This is a genomic window from Dysgonomonas termitidis, from assembly GCF_042654545.1.
In the GTDB taxonomy this organism is placed as follows: Bacteria; Bacteroidota; Bacteroidia; order Bacteroidales; family Dysgonomonadaceae; genus Dysgonomonas; species Dysgonomonas termitidis.
On sequence record NZ_JBHSGN010000079.1, the window covers coordinates 1 to 19,702 of the forward strand.

The 19,702-nt window shown below is 41.0% G+C and carries 17 protein-coding genes; 9 read left to right on the forward strand and 8 right to left on the reverse strand.

Translation table 11 applies throughout. The features are described 5' to 3' along the window. The first annotated feature begins 285 nt into the window (after positions 1 to 285). The 3 genes from ACFO6W_RS13570 to ACFO6W_RS13580 all read left to right on the forward strand — a co-directional run bounded on the left by ACFO6W_RS13570 (position 286) and on the right by ACFO6W_RS13580 (position 3,876). Positions 286 to 2,037 carry an ArnT family glycosyltransferase gene (locus tag ACFO6W_RS13570; protein ID WP_379997309.1) on the forward strand — a complete coding sequence of 584 codons (1,752 nt, stop codon included), beginning with the start codon at positions 286 to 288 and terminating at the stop codon, positions 2,035 to 2,037. 28 nt (positions 2,038 to 2,065) lie between these two features. Further along, positions 2,066 to 2,545 carry a GtrA family protein gene (locus ACFO6W_RS13575; protein ID WP_379997311.1) on the forward strand — a complete coding sequence of 160 codons (480 nt, stop codon included), beginning with the start codon at positions 2,066 to 2,068 and terminating at the stop codon, positions 2,543 to 2,545. A 287-nt stretch (positions 2,546 to 2,832) separates the two neighbouring features. After that, positions 2,833 to 3,876 (forward strand): NUDIX hydrolase, encoded by a 1,044-nt coding sequence (locus ACFO6W_RS13580; RefSeq protein WP_379997313.1) that lies wholly within the window; start codon positions 2,833 to 2,835, stop codon positions 3,874 to 3,876. 4 nt (positions 3,877 to 3,880) lie between these two features. Here the strand turns inward: ACFO6W_RS13580 and ACFO6W_RS13585 are convergent, their stop codons facing one another. The 4 genes from ACFO6W_RS13585 to ACFO6W_RS13600 form a co-directional block, all read right to left on the reverse strand. Continuing rightward, a complete protein-coding gene (locus ACFO6W_RS13585) occupies positions 3,881 to 4,771 on the reverse strand; it encodes a bile acid:sodium symporter family protein (protein ID WP_379997315.1) in 891 nt (296 codons plus the stop codon). Between the two features lie 11 nt (positions 4,772 to 4,782). Next, complete coding sequence (locus ACFO6W_RS13590; RefSeq protein WP_379997317.1) at positions 4,783 to 5,268, reverse strand: GNAT family N-acetyltransferase; 486 nt, start codon at positions 5,266 to 5,268, stop codon at positions 4,783 to 4,785. Positions 5,269 to 5,314: 46 nt separating this feature from the next. After that, a complete protein-coding gene (locus ACFO6W_RS13595) occupies positions 5,315 to 6,046 on the reverse strand; it encodes a lysophospholipid acyltransferase family protein (RefSeq protein ID WP_379997319.1) in 732 nt (243 codons plus the stop codon). A gap of 82 nt (positions 6,047 to 6,128) precedes the next feature. Continuing rightward, positions 6,129 to 9,194, reverse strand: coding sequence for a valine--tRNA ligase (locus ACFO6W_RS13600; RefSeq protein WP_379997321.1), 3,066 nt, complete (start codon positions 9,192 to 9,194; stop codon positions 6,129 to 6,131). Positions 9,195 to 9,409: 215 nt separating this feature from the next. On the opposite strand from ACFO6W_RS13600, the gene ACFO6W_RS13605 reads away from it, so the two are divergent. Then, on the forward strand, positions 9,410 to 10,330 hold the full coding sequence (locus ACFO6W_RS13605; protein ID WP_379997323.1) for an endonuclease/exonuclease/phosphatase family protein: 921 nt from the start codon (positions 9,410 to 9,412) through the stop codon (positions 10,328 to 10,330). Positions 10,331 to 10,343: 13 nt separating this feature from the next. Here the strand turns inward: ACFO6W_RS13605 and ACFO6W_RS13610 are convergent, their stop codons facing one another. Beyond that, positions 10,344 to 11,648, reverse strand: coding sequence for an anaerobic C4-dicarboxylate transporter family protein (locus ACFO6W_RS13610; protein WP_379997325.1), 1,305 nt, complete (start codon positions 11,646 to 11,648; stop codon positions 10,344 to 10,346). 786 nt (positions 11,649 to 12,434) lie between these two features. Between ACFO6W_RS13610 and ACFO6W_RS13615 the strand changes: the two genes are divergently transcribed. The 4 genes from ACFO6W_RS13615 to ACFO6W_RS13630 all read left to right on the forward strand — a co-directional run bounded on the left by ACFO6W_RS13615 (position 12,435) and on the right by ACFO6W_RS13630 (position 15,868). Then, entirely contained in the window at positions 12,435 to 13,103 is a 669-nt protein-coding gene (locus ACFO6W_RS13615) for a DUF2625 domain-containing protein (protein ID WP_379997327.1), read from the forward strand. Between the two features lie 22 nt (positions 13,104 to 13,125). Next, on the forward strand, positions 13,126 to 14,508 hold the full coding sequence (locus ACFO6W_RS13620; protein WP_379997329.1) for a nucleobase:cation symporter-2 family protein: 1,383 nt from the start codon (positions 13,126 to 13,128) through the stop codon (positions 14,506 to 14,508). Between the two features lie 85 nt (positions 14,509 to 14,593). Beyond that, a complete protein-coding gene (xpt, locus tag ACFO6W_RS13625) occupies positions 14,594 to 15,163 on the forward strand; it encodes a xanthine phosphoribosyltransferase (protein WP_379997331.1) in 570 nt (189 codons plus the stop codon). 3 nt (positions 15,164 to 15,166) lie between these two features. Beyond that, positions 15,167 to 15,868 carry a 16S rRNA (uracil(1498)-N(3))-methyltransferase gene (locus ACFO6W_RS13630; RefSeq protein WP_379997333.1) on the forward strand — a complete coding sequence of 234 codons (702 nt, stop codon included), beginning with the start codon at positions 15,167 to 15,169 and terminating at the stop codon, positions 15,866 to 15,868. A gap of 42 nt (positions 15,869 to 15,910) precedes the next feature. On the opposite strand, the gene ACFO6W_RS13635 is transcribed toward ACFO6W_RS13630, so the two are convergent. The 3 genes from ACFO6W_RS13635 to ACFO6W_RS13645 form a co-directional block, all read right to left on the reverse strand. Further along, positions 15,911 to 16,750, reverse strand: coding sequence for a hypothetical protein (locus tag ACFO6W_RS13635; protein ID WP_379997335.1), 840 nt, complete (start codon positions 16,748 to 16,750; stop codon positions 15,911 to 15,913). A 143-nt stretch (positions 16,751 to 16,893) separates the two neighbouring features. Next, positions 16,894 to 17,733, reverse strand: coding sequence for a dihydropteroate synthase (gene folP / locus ACFO6W_RS13640; protein ID WP_379997337.1), 840 nt, complete (start codon positions 17,731 to 17,733; stop codon positions 16,894 to 16,896). Between the two features lie 128 nt (positions 17,734 to 17,861). Further along, entirely contained in the window at positions 17,862 to 18,059 is a 198-nt protein-coding gene (locus ACFO6W_RS13645; RefSeq protein ID WP_379997338.1) for a hypothetical protein, read from the reverse strand. A 370-nt stretch (positions 18,060 to 18,429) separates the two neighbouring features. On the opposite strand from ACFO6W_RS13645, the gene ACFO6W_RS13650 reads away from it, so the two are divergent. After that, positions 18,430 to 19,686, forward strand: coding sequence for a hypothetical protein (locus ACFO6W_RS13650; RefSeq protein WP_379997339.1), 1,257 nt, complete (start codon positions 18,430 to 18,432; stop codon positions 19,684 to 19,686). Positions 19,687 to 19,702: the final 16 nt, after the last annotated feature.

Here is a 19,702-nt window from a genome sequence, read left to right on the forward strand (position 1 = left end):
AGATACGGGTTGTTAACTGATAACTGTTTACTGTTAACTGATATATCTGTTACCTTTGTTACCTTTTAACAGTGACAGGTTGTTTACTGTTTACTGCTAACTGTAAAAAGTGTCAACTTTGTCAGGTTTTAACAAGTCGTGGGTTTTTACAGAGTTACAGGGGAAATATCATTAACTGATAGCTATTCACTGCTTTTTCATGAGTTTACCTCGCATTTAATTGTGAATTATGATTACCAAAAAAATAAAAACTTATCTTTGCAAAGAAAAATGAATGATAGGTATATGAAGAGATCCCATTTCCTGCAAACGCTATACTTGCAAAAACCTCTGCTGCTTATTCTCCTCATCGCTACATTATCTACTTTACCGTGGATCGGCCTTGGAGAATTCTATACGAAAGGGGAGCCCCGCGAGGCAGCTTTAGCTATATCTATGATCGAAAAAGGGGAGTGGATCATCCCATCCAGCTATGCCGATGAATTTGCATACAAACCCCCTTTGAACCACTGGTTGATTTCCGGGTTTTCTCTCGCTATAAACAAAGGGGAAGTGACTCCATTCACTTCGCGCCTGCCATCGGCTCTGGCTTTTATTGCCATGATCGGGATTTGCTTTATGTTTTTTGCCCGTCGCCGTCCTGTTCTCGAAGCCTTTATATCCTGCCTGATAGTGATTACGTGTTTCGAAATACACCGGGCGGCTATGACCACGCGGATAGACATGTTGCTCACATTCCTGATGGTCGCCTCACTGATTCAATTATACACATGGTATGAAAAACGACGGTTCGGGCTGCTTGCATCGGCTTGGGTTTTCCTTAGCCTGGGCACTTTGGCAAAAGGGCCTGTAGGCGCCCTGCTACCTTGCTTTATTTTCGGGATATTCTTGCTCACCCGACACGAAAACTTCTTTAAATCCGCACTAAAATGCCTCGCCATATTAGCCTCGGCCCTCGTAGTCCCGCTAATTTGGTACTACGCGGCATACCAGATTCAGGGAGACGCATTCCTGGATAAAGTGTTTGCTGAGAATTTCGGCCGGTTTCTGCGTCTCGATTCCACAAGCCTGGATATAGATTATGAATTGGGAGTGGAGAACCCGTGGTATTACTATCCGGTTTCCCTTATGGCCGGATTCCTTCCCTGGACTATATTGCTGGCAATATCCTTATTTTTCATCCGGTATAAAAAACCATCGGGGACGGCAAGATCCTTCATATCCAAGATTTTGTCGATGGATAAGCTACTTCTGTTCAGCCTGCTTGTAACGGTTGTAACCCTAATCTTCTTTACGGTTCCCGCTTCAAAGCGGAGCACATATATTATGCTCACTTATCCGTTTATCGCCATCTTTATTGCCCGTTTCTTTATCTTTCTTACAGATGCCAAACCAATGGCAGTACGCATATCTACCTCGATATTGTTAACTGTAAGCATACTGGCATTGTTGGTTGTACTGTTGGCATATACGGATATAATAACCGAAGATATGGCGCGGTCCCTGTCGAAAAGGGAAAGGACTTTACGGGACATTCATGTCTTTTTCACGCTATTCCGGCACCCCGGATGGCTTGGCTTATTGGGGATAACAGCGCTGCTCGCCGCCATCGTGAATACTTTCTATCTGTTGAGAAAAAAGATGAACCTGAAAATACTGATGGCCGGATTCGGACTCATGTTGTCCATAAATATATTTATGGACTCATATTTACTGCCCGGCTACAAAGACGCGTATTCGACCCGCCCGTTCGCTGAACTTCTTGCAAAGAAATATGACCTCAAAGACAATGTATATGTAACCAACTACCTGAAAAATTACAGGAACCTTTATTCACTCAACTTTTCCATGCACAATAGTTTTAAGAACATAGAGAAAGAAAAGCCCGATTATGGCTACTTTATCGCCTTGGAACTGGACATAGACAGAATAAAAGAACAGTACAAAGAGTATGAGTTTACACTACTCGAATCGAGCGACAAGATGAATGAAAATAAAAATGAAATACTCTTTTTCAAAATAGAGAAAAAGAAATAGCATATTCAGACAAACTTAAAAAGCACACATGAAGGATCAGTTAACCGGACTGGCTAAACGAAAAGCCATCAGACAATTAATCAAATATGGTCTGGTAGGCGTTGTAGGATTAACAATAGATATGGGCATATTTTACCTGCTGGTAAATAAGTTCTCTGTACATTATCCGTTTTCGGCAACGATAAGTTCATTGCTGAAAGGGAATATGTCCATAGGCATGCTGGATATACTCATATCCAATATAATAAGCCAGACTCTGGCCGTTATAAACAATTTCATCCTCAACAGTTATTTCACATTCAAGGTTACAGATAAAAAACTGAAGCGCTTCATGTCTTTTGCCTCCATTGCTATAGTAGGTATGGTCATTAGTTCGATGTTACTCACTTTATTTATCGGTATTATGAAAATAGACGATATGCTGGCAAAAGTATTTGCTATTTTCATTGTCGCAGCCATACAATTTGCCATAAATAAATTTTTCACATTTAAAGAACATGAAAAATAATCTAAAGCAATTTCTTGAAGAACAATTAAGGGATTTAATCAAACAAAATTTCGCATCGTTTGTTTAAATACTAAAGAGAATAATAAATTGTGACAAGACTACGCCTAATGAACCGGCTTTATTGTATTTAAAGCGCTATTACTTGAAAAAACAAACTCACATAACCATTCTCGTGATAATAGAATTAAAAAAAAATGCTAAGTAAAGGTTTAAGAAAGCACGCTTCAAATTCTGTAATAGGACTCCTCCCATTCATCCTGTTCATCATTTTACATACAATGAACGTAATGGAACAATTCGCATTATGTGCAGGCTTTGCCTTGGCTGTCATTGGTGAATTCGTCTTCCGCATGTACTATAAAAGCCGGGCTTTCAGCGCAACATTCTATATTTCCGGAGTGTCGATCCTGATTAGCCTCATAGTATGGCTAATCACTCATCCCTATGTGGAAAAGCAAAACACGTATATTGTCATTTGTGAAATTTCCATAATTTGCTTATTCATGCTGCTCAGAGCCAGTAAGACCTATATGTCCGCTCACTTTTTTCGTCAGAAGAATCCGATTCAAAAGGCCCTCTTAAATGAGTTTTACGAGTCGGCGACATTGATACAATATGGGCTCACCCTCCATGTTTTCGGTATAATGCTGTACCGCCAATTTACAGTAAGCAGTCAGAACGTTTATATATCCGAAATTATTATCTTCTCTATATTACCAGTCTTTATCATCCTATTGATAGGCATCTATCAGGTTCTTAAAATCAGTAATCTGGTTGCCAGGCTTAGAAAAGAAGAATGGATACCTATCGTTACGGAGAAAGGTGAAGTTACCGGCAAAATAGCAAAGAATGTGTCCATGAATATGAAAAATAAGTTTTTACATCCTGTAGTCAGAGTAGCATTGATTTCAAACTCTAAAGTGTATTTACAGGAAAGACCTCTGAACGACATTCTAAATCCGGGAAAACTCGACTACCCGTTCGAAAAATACATGCTATTCAACCATGAAATCAATCTGGCTGCACGCAACAGTATCCGTAAGATGGTAGGTGATGAGATAGAGTTTTCCATTAAGTTCCTGCTGAAATATGTCTTCGAGAATGACGCCACAAGACGCCTGATATTCTTATTCACGGCTAATATCGACGATGAGGATTTAATAAAAAGGAATGGAAAGATGAACGGTAAATTCTGGACAATAAAACAACTCGAAAACGGTTTTGCAGATGAAATATTCAGCGAATGTTTTGAGTTGGAATTTGAATATCTGAAAAATATGGTACTGGTTCCATCAGATATTTTTGTGCAACCAAAGGCCAGCGTAAATTAACCTATCACAAGTTCTTCCGGTTTTTCCATACCTGAAAAGAATTTACCATATTTTGCCAGAGCACATACGCCCCCGGACCAATTGATGAAATAGGATTCAAATATGTTTGCGCCATCCAGATAGCAAGGATGGTATTTTTTTGTCCGAGTCCTTGTCCTCCGGCAACAGTATCATCATAGACGCGGCCCAGCCTACGTCCGGTTAAGAACTGAGAAACGCAAACCACCAAAGCCGCGAATGAGACACCTGCCTCTACAAGGTAATTCGGACTTTCCTGGTCTGAAATAAACTGAACGGTTTTTCCTGTGATAATTACCAGTGCGACAGACCAGATGTAGAAAGAAAGGCTTTTGGCTTTCTGTATCTCATAATGTACTCTTGGCAAAAACTTTTGCAGAAGAAGAGCTCCGAAGAACGGCAGGAACAACAATATGAATACTTTCTGAAAGACAACCCATAACGAATCGGCGAAAGACGTAGCATTCACTTCCCCGGTAAATGCAAATATAACAGGGGCGACAACAACTATTGTCATATTACTGAGCAGGCTATATGCCGCCAGGCTGGCTACATTACCACCCAACATACCTGTAATGACAGGTGCCGATGTAGCTGTAGGTGCAAGAACGCAAATCATGGCTCCCTGCGCGATTATCGGATGTACGGGGAACAGGAGTAAATAAACGGCGATACTGCCGGTAACCTGTATCAGTATCAGCCAAAGATGAAGGCGTGTGAACTGAATATCCCTGAAAGAAATATTGCAATAAGTAATAAGCAGCATTACGACAATAAGGTAAGGGGTAAGAAAAGAAAGCGCCCCCATATACCGATGCAGTATAATCCCTGTAATCATGGCTATAGGCATCATATACGACTTTATCTTATTGAGCATAACGGTGATATTCAGAGGTCTTTAATCATATAAATAGTACAGGCATAATGTCCGGAGCTGCCAAGAGGATAATCCAACTGTTTAAAACCGAAAGACCCGTACATGGACACAGCTTTGGAAAACTCAGGAAACGATTCGAGGTATAGTTGTTTATAACCCAGTTTAATAGCACTCTTTACCGATTTATCAAACAACCGGAGCCCCAGACCTTTTCCTCTGGCTGAAGGTGATAAATAAAGCTTGACTAGCTCGGCGCATCCGTCAGGTAATCCTTTCGTTGGATATATGCCGCATCCCCCTATAAGTGACCCATTTTCTTCTGCAACCCAGTATTCGGCTCCTGCTTCGGAAAAATACCGGAAAAGAGCGTCTGTTTCCGGATCACTATATACCGTACCCACTTTTTCAGAGCCAAATTCTTCAAACACAGCCCTGATTAAAGCGGCAAGCTCCTTGTTATCTTTTTCCTCTATGGGACGAATCAATATTTCATTCACTATTACAAATCTTGATAAATATATCCGGCTCTTAAAAGACCACGCCTCATTTACTTTCCTCAGGTAACGACGATCCTACAATAGCATATACTTTATCTATCAACTCCGGCAAGTCGTCCGGCTTGAGATCGGCGGTTTCTATCGGGTCGTGGAAAGTAAGCGTTATCTTCACAGGATTCATTATCCACGAATGGATAGGCAATACCTTATACGCTCCATCGATAGTAAGCGGAACTATCGGCAGTTTAAGGCTAAGCGCCGTCTGGAAGGCTCCTTTCTTAAATTCAGCCATTTTCCCGTCCGGAGAACGGTGACCTTCCGGAAAAACAACAGTAGACATACCATCTTTGAGCGTCTCTTTTGTTTTTCGCATCGTATCCACTATTCCCTTGCGGGAGGTGGAGTCTACAAAGACATGGCCGGCTTTATCGGAGGCAAAACCTACTAAAGGCATCTTTTTCAGGCTTTGCTTCATCAACCATTTGAAATTATGCCCCAAATAACCGTATATCAGGAAAATATCGAACGCGCTCTGGTGATTGGCCACAAAGACGTACGACTGATTTTTATCGAGATTTTTATTCCGGTTAATTTTAATTCTTAATAACGCAACCGTACATACAAACCTACCCCAGATCACTCCGGGGTAATATCCCCAGAATTTGTTATTGCCAATGACAGAGCCTATTATAATAGTCAACGTACACCAAATGGTAGACAGAATCAGCAATGGAACAAATATTAACCACTGGTAAGGAAAGTATAAAATACGAGCCATATTATTTATCTTTTGGGGTTAAAAAGAAAGGAACTGCTACAAATGCAGCTCCTCCCTGTTATTTTTCAGGTGATTAGGGAAATTACCTGCTAAGATTAGCAATACTTTCCTTTATCGTTTTTATCTTGCTCTCCGCATCTGCCTGCTTCTTGCGCTCGTTTTCTACAATTTCAGGCTTGGCGTTAGCAACAAACTTTTCGTTGCCGAGTTTATTTGCTACCGATTTAAGGAAACCTTCCAGATAAACGAGTTCTTCGTTCAGTTTCTTCAATTCGGCTTCTATATCAATATTATTACCCAAAGGTACGGAAAATTCAGTTGTACCAACTAAGAAAGATACCGCCGTAACATCTTTTTCACTTACAGTCTTTATTGCAGTAAGATTACCCATTTTGGAAATAACACTATCGAAAGCCGTATTGTATTCTCCGATAACCTCAAGCGATAATTCCTCTTTATTCGGTATATTCTTTTGCAAACGGATGGTACGCACTCCCGCAATGGTTTCTTTTACCTTTTCGAAGGCTTCGAGCAGTCCGTTATCAAATGAAGCCTCTTTTGGCATATCGGAAACCATAATGCTCTCTCCTTCTTTCCTTTCGGCCAGCACCTGCCACAATTCTTCTGTTATAAACGGCATAAACGGATGAAGCAGACGAAGCAACGAATCGAAAAAGCCAAGCGTAGCCTCATACGTCTTAGCATCTATCGGTTGCTGGTAAGCAGGTTTTACCATTTCCAGATACCATGATGAGAATTCATCCCAGAATAGTTTATAGACTGCCATCAGAGCTTCCGACAAGCGATACTTACCGAAAGAATCGTCGAGTTCCGCGGTTGTTTTAGCCAATATATTCTTAAACCATTCTATCGCTATTTTAGCCGATTCGGGTTGTTCAATATTCTTATCCACTTCCCATCCTTTTACCAGACGGAAAGCATTCCATATCTTATTATTGAAGTTGCGCCCCTGTTCGCAAAGAGCCTCATCGAACGGAATATCATTACCCGCCGGAGCAGTGAGCAGCAATCCCATGCGCACACCGTCTGCTCCGTATTTCGAAATCAGATCGAGCGGATCAGGAGAGTTGCCCAATTGTTTCGACATCTTACGCCCCTCTTTATCGCGTACAATCCCTGTAAAATAAACGTTTTCGAAACAAGCCTTATTACGATATTCATATCCGGACATAATCATGCGGGCTACCCAGAAAAATATGATATCCGGGCCTGTTACCAAGTCATTAGTCGGATAATAATATTTTATATCCTCATTGTCGGGCTTGTTGATACCATCGAAAACAGATATCGGCCACAACCATGAAGAAAACCATGTATCGAGGCAATCTTCATCCTGAACGAGTTGGAAACCACTCTCCTTTAAGGATGGATATTTTTCGATTGCAAGCTTTTGTGCCTTTTCTTCAGTTTCGGCAATCACAAAGCCCCAGCTTCCCCCTTCGGGGGGACTGAGGGGGGCTTGGATATAATAGGCCGGGATCTGATGTCCCCACCATAATTGGCGGCTTATATTCCAGTCCTTAATATTTTCCATCCAATGGCGGTATGTATTTTTAAACTTGGCCGGATAGAATTTGATTGTATCGTTTTCAACTGCATCGAGTGCAGGCTTTGCCAGGTTTTCCATTTTCAGGAACCATTGCATCGACAATTTCGGTTCGATAGGTACATGCGTACGCTCCGAGTATCCGACACTATTGGTATATGCCTCTGCTTTTTCGAGCAGACCCAACTCCTGCAAATCCTTCTCTATCTTCTTACGCACATCGAAACGATCCATGCCTTCATATTGAAGCCCGTATGAATTCAATGTACCATCATCATTGAAAATATCGATACCTTCGAGATTATATCTCTCTCCCAGCATATAGTCATTCACATCATGAGCTGGAGTAACTTTCAGAAATCCTGTCCCGAATTCCATGTCCACATATTCATCCTCTATAATAGGTACAACACGATTGGCGATAGGTACAATAACTTTCTTCCCCTTCGCAAAAGCTGTTTTCGGGTCGTTTGGATTGATACATACAGCGATATCACCGAAAATAGTTTCGGGACGGGTGGTAGCAATTACCACAAAATCGGCCCCCTCAACTCCCCCGGAGGGGGAGCTACTAAGAGAGTCTTGTATTTTTGATAAGACAGATTCAGTATGTGCTATCACTTCTTCGTTTGTAAAGCGGAGAACACTGTATCCCAAATCGTTTAGAATCTCATCTCTTAATTTATCCGCTGCTTCAATTTCCGGTTCATTATGGTATTTTCCATCAACTTCGATAATAATTTTCTTATCCAGACAAACAAAATCAACTATAAAATTCTCTATAACATGTTGTCTTCTGAATTTGTCTCCTAATTGCTTTTTCTTTAACATCTCCCACAAAGCACTTTCAGCCTCAGTCGAAAACTTCCGCATATCCTTCGCATGCTCCTTTAGCAAATTATAATTATCCCATTTTGCAGTTTGATATTTTGGTGCGTCAGCCACACCCCCCTCGGGGGGCAGGGGGGCTAGTTTATACCTTATATAATACAGCTTTCCATGCTCTTCCTTATGGATAACTTCTTCATCTGAAATCGCCGTTTTGGCGGCAGGGTCCCAGTTTACCATACGGATGCCGCGGTAAATAAGTCCTTTATTATATAAATCTACGAATACTTTTATTACACTTTCCGACCGTTTTTCATCCATAGTGAAACACGTACGATCCCAGTCGCACGACGCTCCCAGTTTCTTTAGCTGTTCCAGGATGATCCCACCGTGTTTGTGAGTCCAATCCCATGCATGTTTCAGGAATTCGTCACGTGTAAGATCATATTTACTTACACCTTCGGACGCAAGTTTTGCCACCACCTTTGCTTCGGTTGCAATGGAGGCATGGTCGGTTCCCGGTACCCAGCAGGCGTTCTTACCCATCATGCGGGCACGGCGTACAAGTATATCCTGAATAGTATTGTTCAGCATGTGTCCCATATGCAGCACACCGGTGACGTTAGGCGGAGGGATAACAATCGTATAAGGTTCGCGACTATCGGGTTCGGAATGAAAGAACCTGTTTTCCAACCAGTATTTATACCACTTGTCTTCTACTTCTGCAGGATTGTATTTACTTGCAATTTCCATAATTAATCATTTAGTAACAGATAGAGTTAATGATACGCTTTTGAATCATAATTGACTATTGTTGCTTTATTTACCAAAATAATAAACAGGTCCGCGACCTCAAAACTTTTAGAGGGAACAAAAATACGAAATAGTTTTCAATCATTTCTTATTTTGCAGTATCCAAGTAAAGATGTATCTTGTATCCTCAAAAAAACATGTAGTCCCAATATCGTATGAAAAACATATCCGGATTGATTTTATTATCGTTTATCTTGCTTGTAACAACAGCATCTTGTCGCAACAAGCAAAGTTCCGAACCTGTATCTCTGAACGTAATGAGTTTTAATATATGGAAGGGTGGAGGTAAATCCATCGAGGCCACGGCTGAAGTGCTGGTAAACAGCGGTGCCGATATTATAGGCATACAGGAAGCCACGCGTAAAGACCAGAATACGGCAAAGCAGATAGCAGACAGTCTGAACTGGCATTCTTATGTATATGGAAGAAGTACAGCCATCATTAGTAAATACCCAATTGTAGACACATCGGAGAATAAGCAAGGAGTAAAAATAAAGATAGATGACAGCCATTTTGTGTGGATGTTCAATGTTCATCTGATACATTGCCCTTACGAACCATACCAGCTGAACGGAATCGAATATTGTGAAGCTCCGTTTCTTTCCACAGGGACTGAAGCGATTGAATCTGCGAAAAACTCCCGCGAAAAAGAGGTTAAATCTAATATAGCAGATATCCTAACCGTTCAGAAAGAAGGGTATCCGGTATTCTTAACAGGAGACTTTAACGAGCCATCCTGTCTGGACTGGACAGACAAGGCTGCAAAAGCAAAGCTGTGCAAGATAGCTGTCGCATGGCCATCGACGAAAGCCTTTATAGATGCCGGACTAAAAGATTCTTATCGGGAGAAATATCCGGATGAAGTCAAAGATCCCGGACATACATGGACAACTCTGCCTGAGACAAAGGCATATACAGAAGTCCTGGATCGTATCGATTTTGTATTCTTCTCAGGGGACAATATCAAACTGGAGAATTCCCAGATTGTAGGAGAAGAAAGTCCTTTGAGCAATATAAAGTTTAATAAGTATCCATCCGATCACAGGGCTGTACTCAGCACCTTTACTATTGAATAACAGGATAAGCGTATTATTTTCCCAATAGCATAATCATCAATAAGCCCGTACACACGGCTCCGATAGTCGCAACCAGTCCGGGCAACATAAAGGAATGGTTCAAAACCCATTTACCGATACGGGTAGTCCCTGTACGGTCGAAATTAATAGCCGCTACCACAGTAGGATAGTTCGGCAGGAAGAAATATCCGTTTACAGTAGGGAAAAGAGCTATCAGCATCCACGGAGATATTCCCAATGCAATCCCCAGAGGCATCAGCGCCCGTACAGTAGCGGCCTGACTATATAGCAGAATAGACATTACAAACAAAGCGATTCCGAATATCCAGGGCATTGAAGTCACGACTCCTTCGATGGAAGCGCGTAACTGCTCCATATTCCCATTGATAAAAGTGTCCCCCATCCACGCTATTCCGAATATGGCAACTACGGCCTGCATTCCGGCAATAAAGACAGAACCCTGCGCGGCTTTTATCCCGTTTGTATTTGTAGTAAGCAGGATAAGGGCGGCGGCAGATAGCATCAATATTTCTATAATAATGGGCATATTCAAAGTATTGCCTCCTATTTTACGCAAACTTTCTACCGATCCGAGCAGAATGATAAAGACAGTTGCCAGAATAAATATAAGGACAGACAATCCCGCTTTACTCTTCAACTTATAATCTATTTTTTCTATCGAGGTACTTTTAGCAAACATGCCATTCTCTACCCGCCGGAGGTATTCAGGGTCCTCATGCAATTCCTTTCCTACACGCATACTGAATACAGCACCCAGTAATACTCCGATCAGGGTCGATGGTATACTTATCATCAAAATATTAAGCAGGGAGATATCGTATCCTGCCAGCATACTTAGCAAAGCTACTGTGGCCGCCGAGATAGGACTGGCAGTTATAGCTTGTTGAGATGCAATTACAGCAATGCCGAGGGGCCGCTCGGGACGTATCTTTGTCTCACGGGCAACCTCCGCTATTACAGGTAATACGGAATAAGCGACATGTCCTGTTCCGGCAACAAAGGTAAACAGATAAGTGACTATCGGGCTTAGCAATGTAATACGTTGCGGATGCTTCCGCAAGAGTTTCTCTGCCATCGACACCATCAGATCGAGTCCTCCTGCGGCCTGCATACAACCTGCCGCCGCAATAACGGCAACTATCATCAACATGACATCTATGGGTGGCGAGGTCGGCTCCAGTCCGAAACCAAAGACAAGGACTGCAAGCCCTAATCCTCCCATTACTCCTAATCCGATGCCTTGTATACGGGCTCCGATAATAATGGCTGTGAGAACAAAGAGGAATTGTATCAGCATATAAGTCTTATATTATGCGATTAGAAATTGATGTCAAATATAACAATTAATTAAAAATATGAATGTCTGACTGAGGAGATAATCTTTCTAGCTCTATGACATTTGAAGTGGGTAAATTCATCAACAAAACGGAAAATAATTATCTATATCATTTTAATGTGTCGATTAGCGAATTTGGCAATGAAAACGTTCTTTGAAATATCAGAAAGGTTTAGATTTAAAAATTAAAAAGGGGTAACTTTTACATAGGCTATATTCCCGTGGCAGTTGGTTGTTACCTTTTGCGCCTTAGCGTCTCTGCGGGAAATGCTGTTGACTGTTAACTGAATATATAGTGTTCTTTGTGTAAATCTTTGTGTCCCTTGTGGCAAAGAGTTTTAACCACTAAGTACACGAAGGGAGTCGCAAAGGGCACAAAGGCTAAAAAACTGTTACTTTTGTTACCTTTTAAGAAAGTTACGAGTTACTTCGCCCTTTGGGCAGTTACGAGTTACAAGTAAACAAGATACAAGATACAAGTTGTTAACTGATATATCTGTTACCTTTTAACAGTTACGGGTTGTTTACTGTTTACTGCTAACTGTTTACTGTAAATAGTGTCAGATATGTCAGATTTTACTTCAACCGCTGTTTACTATTCACTGTTGGCGGCCGGATTCATGATGAAGCTCTCTTCCTTTTCCAAAATGTCATATTTAACGCTGACTTTTACATTATTCTCACTACATTATTTAGCATATATCTATAATTATACTAATTTTGCACCTTATTCTAAAACCTGTACCTATGCGTACACTACAAGAGCTTGTAAATACGGAAGATCCGGGTTGGCCTGTTATCAAGGAATGGATAAGTATGGCCAAAAACAAGGTGGAAATTCTACCTTGCGAACGCGAGCGAGCCGAAAATGCTCTGGTAAATACCCAAGTCACCACACGTTCCCTGATGGGAGCAATCATCTACGAAACAGGCGGCCTGCTCATCGACAATGGTTGGATACGAATCCTGGGCTCAGGTAGCGACCGTATGAAGAGAACCCTGCCGGACTGGAATCAGGGCAAAACATTTGAAGAATTCGGAGAACCTACACCATATCTATTGGTGGCAGATGATGCTATCGGCGGATTCTATGCTATTAACGCAGGCTTTCTGGGAAAAGACGCTGGTAATATGTATTATTTTGCACCCGACTTGTTACGCTGGCTGCCCATGGAAATCGGATATAGCCAGTTCCTTCTGTTTTGTTTCGAAACGGATATGAACGACTTTTATGAAGGGCTGCGCTGGAAAGACTGGGAGAAAGATATTGCAGTACTGAATCCCGATTATTCTTATAACTTTTTCCCGTTCCTCTGGACTAAAGAGGGGAAAGATATAAATAAAATAACGAAGAAGGTTATACCTGTAGAAGAGGTTTATAACTTCAATATGGAAATGAAAAATACACTAGGATAATATAATAAAACAAATAATACTTATGCAAGTCACAGAGAAAGAAGCGGATGAAATTATCCAACCGATACGAAAAACAGACCTGATTTATCAGATTGAGGATAAACCGCCTTTCAGCGAGGCCATGTTCGCAGGATTTCAACACCTGCTGGCTATCTTTGTGGCTATTATAACCCCTCCGTTAATTATATCCCGGGCATTAAATTTCAGTGCCGAAACAACCGGCTTCCTTGTTTCCATGGCATTACTCGCTTCGGGTATATCTACATTTATACAGTGCCGTCGTTTCGGCCCTGTGGGTTGTGGCTTACTCTGTATACAGGGAACTAGCTTTTCTTTCATCGGTGCGCTGACTGCCAGTTTCGCAGCTAAAGGCGATATGACGGAGGCAGCCATCCTTGCCGCTATATTCGGAGTCTGTATCGCTGCCTCTCCTGTGGAGATGATTGTGAGCCGCTTGCTGAAATATACAAAGAAGATCATCACTCCGCTTGTTTCGGGCATTGTGGTAACAATGATAGGACTCTCCCTGATTAAAGTAGCGATTATATCCTGTGGCGGCGGATTCGGAGCCATGGGACTTGAAGGAGAAAGAGGATTCGGCAGCCCGCAGAATCTGGGTATCGCAGCCCTTGTCCTAATATCCATCCTTATATTGAACAGTATAAAGAATAAGTATATCCGTATGAGTTCCATTATTATCGGTATTGTGATCGGCTATGTCGTGTCATACTTCATGGGATGGATAGATTTTTCAAATATGGGTGAAATAGGAGCATTTACTATTCCCCAGCCATTCAAATACGGACTAGGCTTTGATCTCTCTGCTTTCATTGCCGTAGCTCTTATCTATTTTATCACTTCTATCGAAGCATACGGTGATATCACTGCAAACTCGATGATTGGCGGAGAACCTATAGAAGGCCCTAAATTTATGAAGCGTGTACAAGGTGGAGTATTGGCCGACGGCATCAATTCGGCTATTGCCGGAATATTCAACTCTTTCCCTAATTCGATATTCGCGCAGAATAACGGACTGATCCAGTTGACAGGGGTAGCCAGCCGCCGGGTAGGTTACTATATCGCAGCATTCCTTATTATACTGAGTGCCTTCCCTTTCATCGGCGGTATATTCTCTATCATGCCTGAGCCTGTACTTGGAGGCGCCACATTGCTGATGTTCGGTACTGTTGCCGCATCGGGAGTACGCATCATTGCATCGCAAAACATCGACAGAAAAGCCATACTGGTACTTGCGGTCAGCTTTGCCTGTGGGCTCGGCGTGGAACTGGTTCCTGATATCCTCTCCCAAATGCCGACAGCTATAAAAGGAATCTTTGCATCGGGAATTACGACCGGAGGTGTTGTTGCTATCCTGGCTAATGTGATTATCCGTATCAAAGACTAATATAAGTGAAAAACGGAAAGTGAAAAATTTAAAATAATACAAAGTAGCTCGTAACTTGTTTACTTGCAACTCGTAACTAACTAATATGAAATTATTAAAAGACCGTATCCTTAAGGATGGAAAAAGCTTTGACGGAGGAATCCTTAAAGTAGACAGCTTTATCAATCACCAGATGGACCCTATCCTGATGAAGTCGATAGGAGTGGAATTTGTCCGTAAGTTCGGGAATCTGCCGATAAATAAAATTATAACAATAGAGGCCAGTGGCATTGCCCCTGCTATCATGCTGGGTTACCTGCTTGAATTGCCAGTCGTATTTGTAAAAAAAGCAGTACCGAAAACAATGGTAAATATGGTGTCGACCATTGCCCATTCTTTTACTAAAGACAAAGACTATACAATCTGCGTAAGCAAAGATTTCCTGAATCCGAACGACAAAGTCGTTTTCATCGATGATTTCCTGGCTAACGGTAACGCGGCCATCGGTATATACAACCTGATAAAAGAAGCCGGGGCCGAACTTTACGGCATGGGCTTTATTATTGAGAAAAGCTTCCAGGACGGAGGACAGCGTCTGCGCGAACTCGGTATCCACGTAGAGTCGCTGGCTAAAATCAAGGAACTGGGTGATAATAAGATCATCTTCGAAGATTAAGCAATGGATAAAACAATCTTTTTTACCCCTGATATTCTCTCCAATCTTGAACTGCCGGTGGAGGAAGCTCTGCATTGCATAAAAGTATTGCGTAAAAAAGAAGGCGATGAAATACTACTTACCGATGGAAAGGGCTTTTTTTATGATGCCGAAATAATGCAGGCTAACCCGAAACATTGTATAGTAAACATCCTCAAAACCATAGAACAGCCTAAAGGCTGGGACTTCAACCTGCAAATAGCTTTTGCCCCGACAAAAAATATCGACCGCATAGAATGGTTTGCAGAAAAGGCCACGGAAATAGGGATCGACCGCCTCAGCCCTATTCTTTGCCAGCATTCCGAACGGAAGGAGATAAAGGCCCAACGGATAGAAAAAATACTTGTTTCAGCAATGAAACAATCCCAAAAAGCCTTATTGCCTCAATTGGATGACATACAATCTTTCTCGAAATTCATCAAACAGGAATATGACGGACAGAAGTTCATCGCCCATTGCTATCCGCAGGAAAAAGTACTGCTGAAAGACATTTATAAAAAAGGCAGTAATGCTCTTATTCTTATCGGGCCGGAAGGTGACTTCTCAGAAGAGGAAGTCAAAATGGCAATAGACCATGGATTCAAACCCATTTCTTTGGGAGACAGCCGCTTGCGCACCGAAACGGCAGCATTGGTTGCCTGTCATACATTACATGTCCTGAGCTGAGATAGATTTCAATCCCTGTCGCTTCTATAAATAATTTGTTCCTTACTTTATATTAATGTTTACAGTAGCAAAATTATTGTCTTTATCTTGTAACTGTATGGATGTACTCCCCCATATATCTGATTTGGTATCAATCTGTAGAATATCAACATTTTGCGGTTTGGCATTTGAGATAATCACAGCATCACAGGCTTCAGACGGAGAAGTTATCTTCCAATCTTTGCCCCAAAGACACAGAACGGATGTTCTCTGATCTCTTTTCATTTCTATATCAAGTCTGTCAGATGTAAGATTGGCCATTGCCGCTACCATCACTTCGAAATCCATTACTGTACCTCTCTTATCTGCTATTTTGCAATAGGTATTTCCATGATCTAATGCTTTTATTTTCAATATATCATTCTCGATAAGCACTTCGGCACTTGTACCTTTTATATCTTCCAGACTATAATCACCTACACCAAAAGACAAATCATCAATAGTATATATTGATCCTTTTTCAGTAATGAGAGTGTGTGAAGAGGGAATGAGCGATTTTGAATAAATGCTCATTCTTACCTTTGCAGTTTGCTCTCTACTATCTGTTATATCTAATTCCACGAATCCGTTACTGATGAAGTTTACAATCACTTTGTTTCCCTCAATTCTTGATTTTGCGATTTTCTCATCCGACGATGTTACTGCATATTCTCCATTGCCTGATAATATTTCGAACTCAACATCCACATCTTCAACTGAATGGATTTTATTTTGGTTGATAGATAATGTTAATGTGTTAAAAGGCTTTTCCGGCACTTCAAATTCAGATGTATCTTCAGAGCTGCAACTAAAGAATAATGTGGAAATAATAAGGATGAATGAAATATTAAATATTGCTTTCATAATAATAAGATTTTGGCATTTTATACTATTAGAATTATAAAGATACAAAGAAGATTTTTAACAAATACTAAAATTAACACTCTTTCTATAAAAAACACCAGAACGACATGTGTATATAAATTATATCCTACAGATCAATGCTTTCAGAATTTATATTCCCCCAGCTTACTCACTATTTTTATAGCTTCCACCGCTTCTTTTACATCATGTACCCGCAAAATATCAGCTCCGTTCTGTAAGGCGAAAGTATTCAGAACCGTTGTTCCGTTCAGGCCATCAGCAGATGTGGTATCTAACAAATTAGCAATCATCTTTTTTCTCGAGATCCCCACCAAAAGAGGTAATTCAAAAACAGAGAAGCCACGCAGCGCAGCCATTAACTCATAGTTCTGATCCATCGTCTTACTAAACCCGAACCCCGGATCGATAATAATATCGTTCACCCCGAGTAAGTGCAGTTCCGCTATCTTTTTAGAGAAATAATAGAAAATATCCTGAATCAGATTATCATAACCGGTCAAATCCTTCATCGTTTGGGGCGTACCGCGCATATGCATCAATATATAAGGCACATTAAGCCGGGCAACCGTATCGAACATGGTTTTGTCTATTTCACCTCCCGATATATCATTTATAATGGATACTCCATGTTCCTCAACACAAAAACGGGCCACATCCCCATAGAAAGTATCCACTGAAAGAACAGCATCGGGAAATTCCCTGTTGATAAGAGGCAAAGCAAACTTCAGCCGCTCTATTTCTTCCTGCGCAGACAGTAAAGTCGAGGAAGGACGGGTTGACTGCGCTCCTATATCTACAATTGTTCCTCCCTGAGAAAGTATCTCCGAAACCCTGTCTATAATCTGCTGCACGGTTTCTTTGCGGCTACCGGAATAAAATGAATCGGGAGTAATATTCAGTATCCCCATTACAACGGGATAAGACAGATCTACTAGCTCTCCTTTAATATTGATTGTTTTCATCGGATTTTCTTATAGGGTTTCGTAAACAGGTTACGAATAAACCTAACATTTTTCAATATGGATACAAAGTAAGTGTTTTTTTGTTACAGTATCAGCTTACCCATCCTTATTCCGGCTTAGCCAAATTGTTAAAATCTGACAGATCTTACACTTTTTTTTTCGGTTGTCATACTTTTCTTCTTTTTATGTCCGCCTTTTCTTCTTGGGAAGAAGCCAGCTCTTTCATCTCCCTTTCTATATGTTCGTTTTTCGGAGGGTACTTCGTGATTGCCACAATACAGGTTTCCAATATTTCTTCCATCGGTTTTTGCTTCATATTTTGCCATAGCCGTTTTTTGATATAGATAAATAAGATTTTTATTTATATGGAATTTTAGGATTTTTCAGAGTCTGTCTAGGAACCTATAATAATATTTTTGCTAAACTTTTAGACTTCAACGGTAATAGGAGATAAGAAAATATTTATACTTCCTATTTATAAGACTCCTGTATTTCCGATAAGTATGAGAAAATGAAAAAATTAACCATTTATTCGAAAAATTCAAAAATTCTACAAAATTGAGTGATATTTTTATCTGAAAAAACTAAACTTAATTTATCTGATTTGAAAAAATGAAGTATTCGAATTTGTGTGCAGTCTTTATATTATCTGCTTCAACAATTTGTTGCAGAGCGCATAGTATAAGAAGGAACGATATGTCTTCGTTTTATCGGTCATCCTTATTTCATACGCAAGGTCAGTTTGCGGAAGGGCTTTTCAGGGAAGATGATGATGATATCCGTGTGAGTATAGCCTTGAATTCCAACCTTAAAACAGACGCCCTGAGAAAATTATCCCAAAGTAAAGACTGGAATGTCCGCTATGGTGTGGCCCGTAACATAAATACTCCACCGGATATATTAAGTAAACTGTCGGCAGACACTGATTACCGTGTCCGTAAAGGAGTTGCCGAAAACCTGAAAACTCCTCCCCAAATACAGGAAGCCCTGTCGAAAGATGACGATTTGTATGTGCGTTGGGCTGTGACCCGGACCATGAATGGGACAATTGACTTATTCAGGAATTTATACGCAGATGATAATACACGGGAAAATTATGATCGCAGGGATGATATCGACATTCGCCTGGATATAGCCTTGAATCCTAGACTTAAAACAGACAGTCTGAGCCGCTTATCCAAAAACAGCGACTGGAATGTCCGCTACGGTGTGGCGCGTAACCTGAATACCCCACCGGATATATTGACTAAACTGTCGACTGACCCTAATTATCACGTCCGTAAGGGAGTTGCCGAAAACCCGAATACTTCCCCTCAGATACTGGAAACCCTGTCAAAGGATAACAACCTGTATGTCACGTGGGCTGTGACCCGAACCATGAATGGCATGGCAGACTCCTACGATCTTTTCGCTCAAAAATATGCGGATATGTATAAAAGTAAAAATACTGCCAAGGATTATGGAAAGAAAACAAGGAATGAGTTTACACAAAGAGTGAGTTCAGGTACAAACCTTGTTGAAGAAGTAAAAATGGCGGCTCTTACAGCCAATCGAAATAAAACGGAGAAAATATTAAAGAGATTATCAGAAGAGAATGACAGCTTTACCGAATGGGAAATAGCCAAAGACGTAAATACACCGGAAGAGGTATTAGCCAGACTTGCCGAAAATGAAGACAATGAGGTTCGCTGGAATGTGGCAGAGAATCTGAATACTCCTCAGTACGTACTAAAATTTTTATCAATGGATAGGAGTGAAAATGTACGTTGGATCGTATCCGAAAATCCGAATACGCCACGGGAAATACTCGTCGTACTGGCTGAAGATGCAAATACGGATGTTCGTTGGGGAGTGGCAAACAACCCGAACACCCCTTGGGATGTATTAAAAAAGCTGGCTGAGGACAATGACCAGAATGTTCGTATCATCGCGATCAAAAACTTAAAGAAGTAATTATTATAAAAAATAG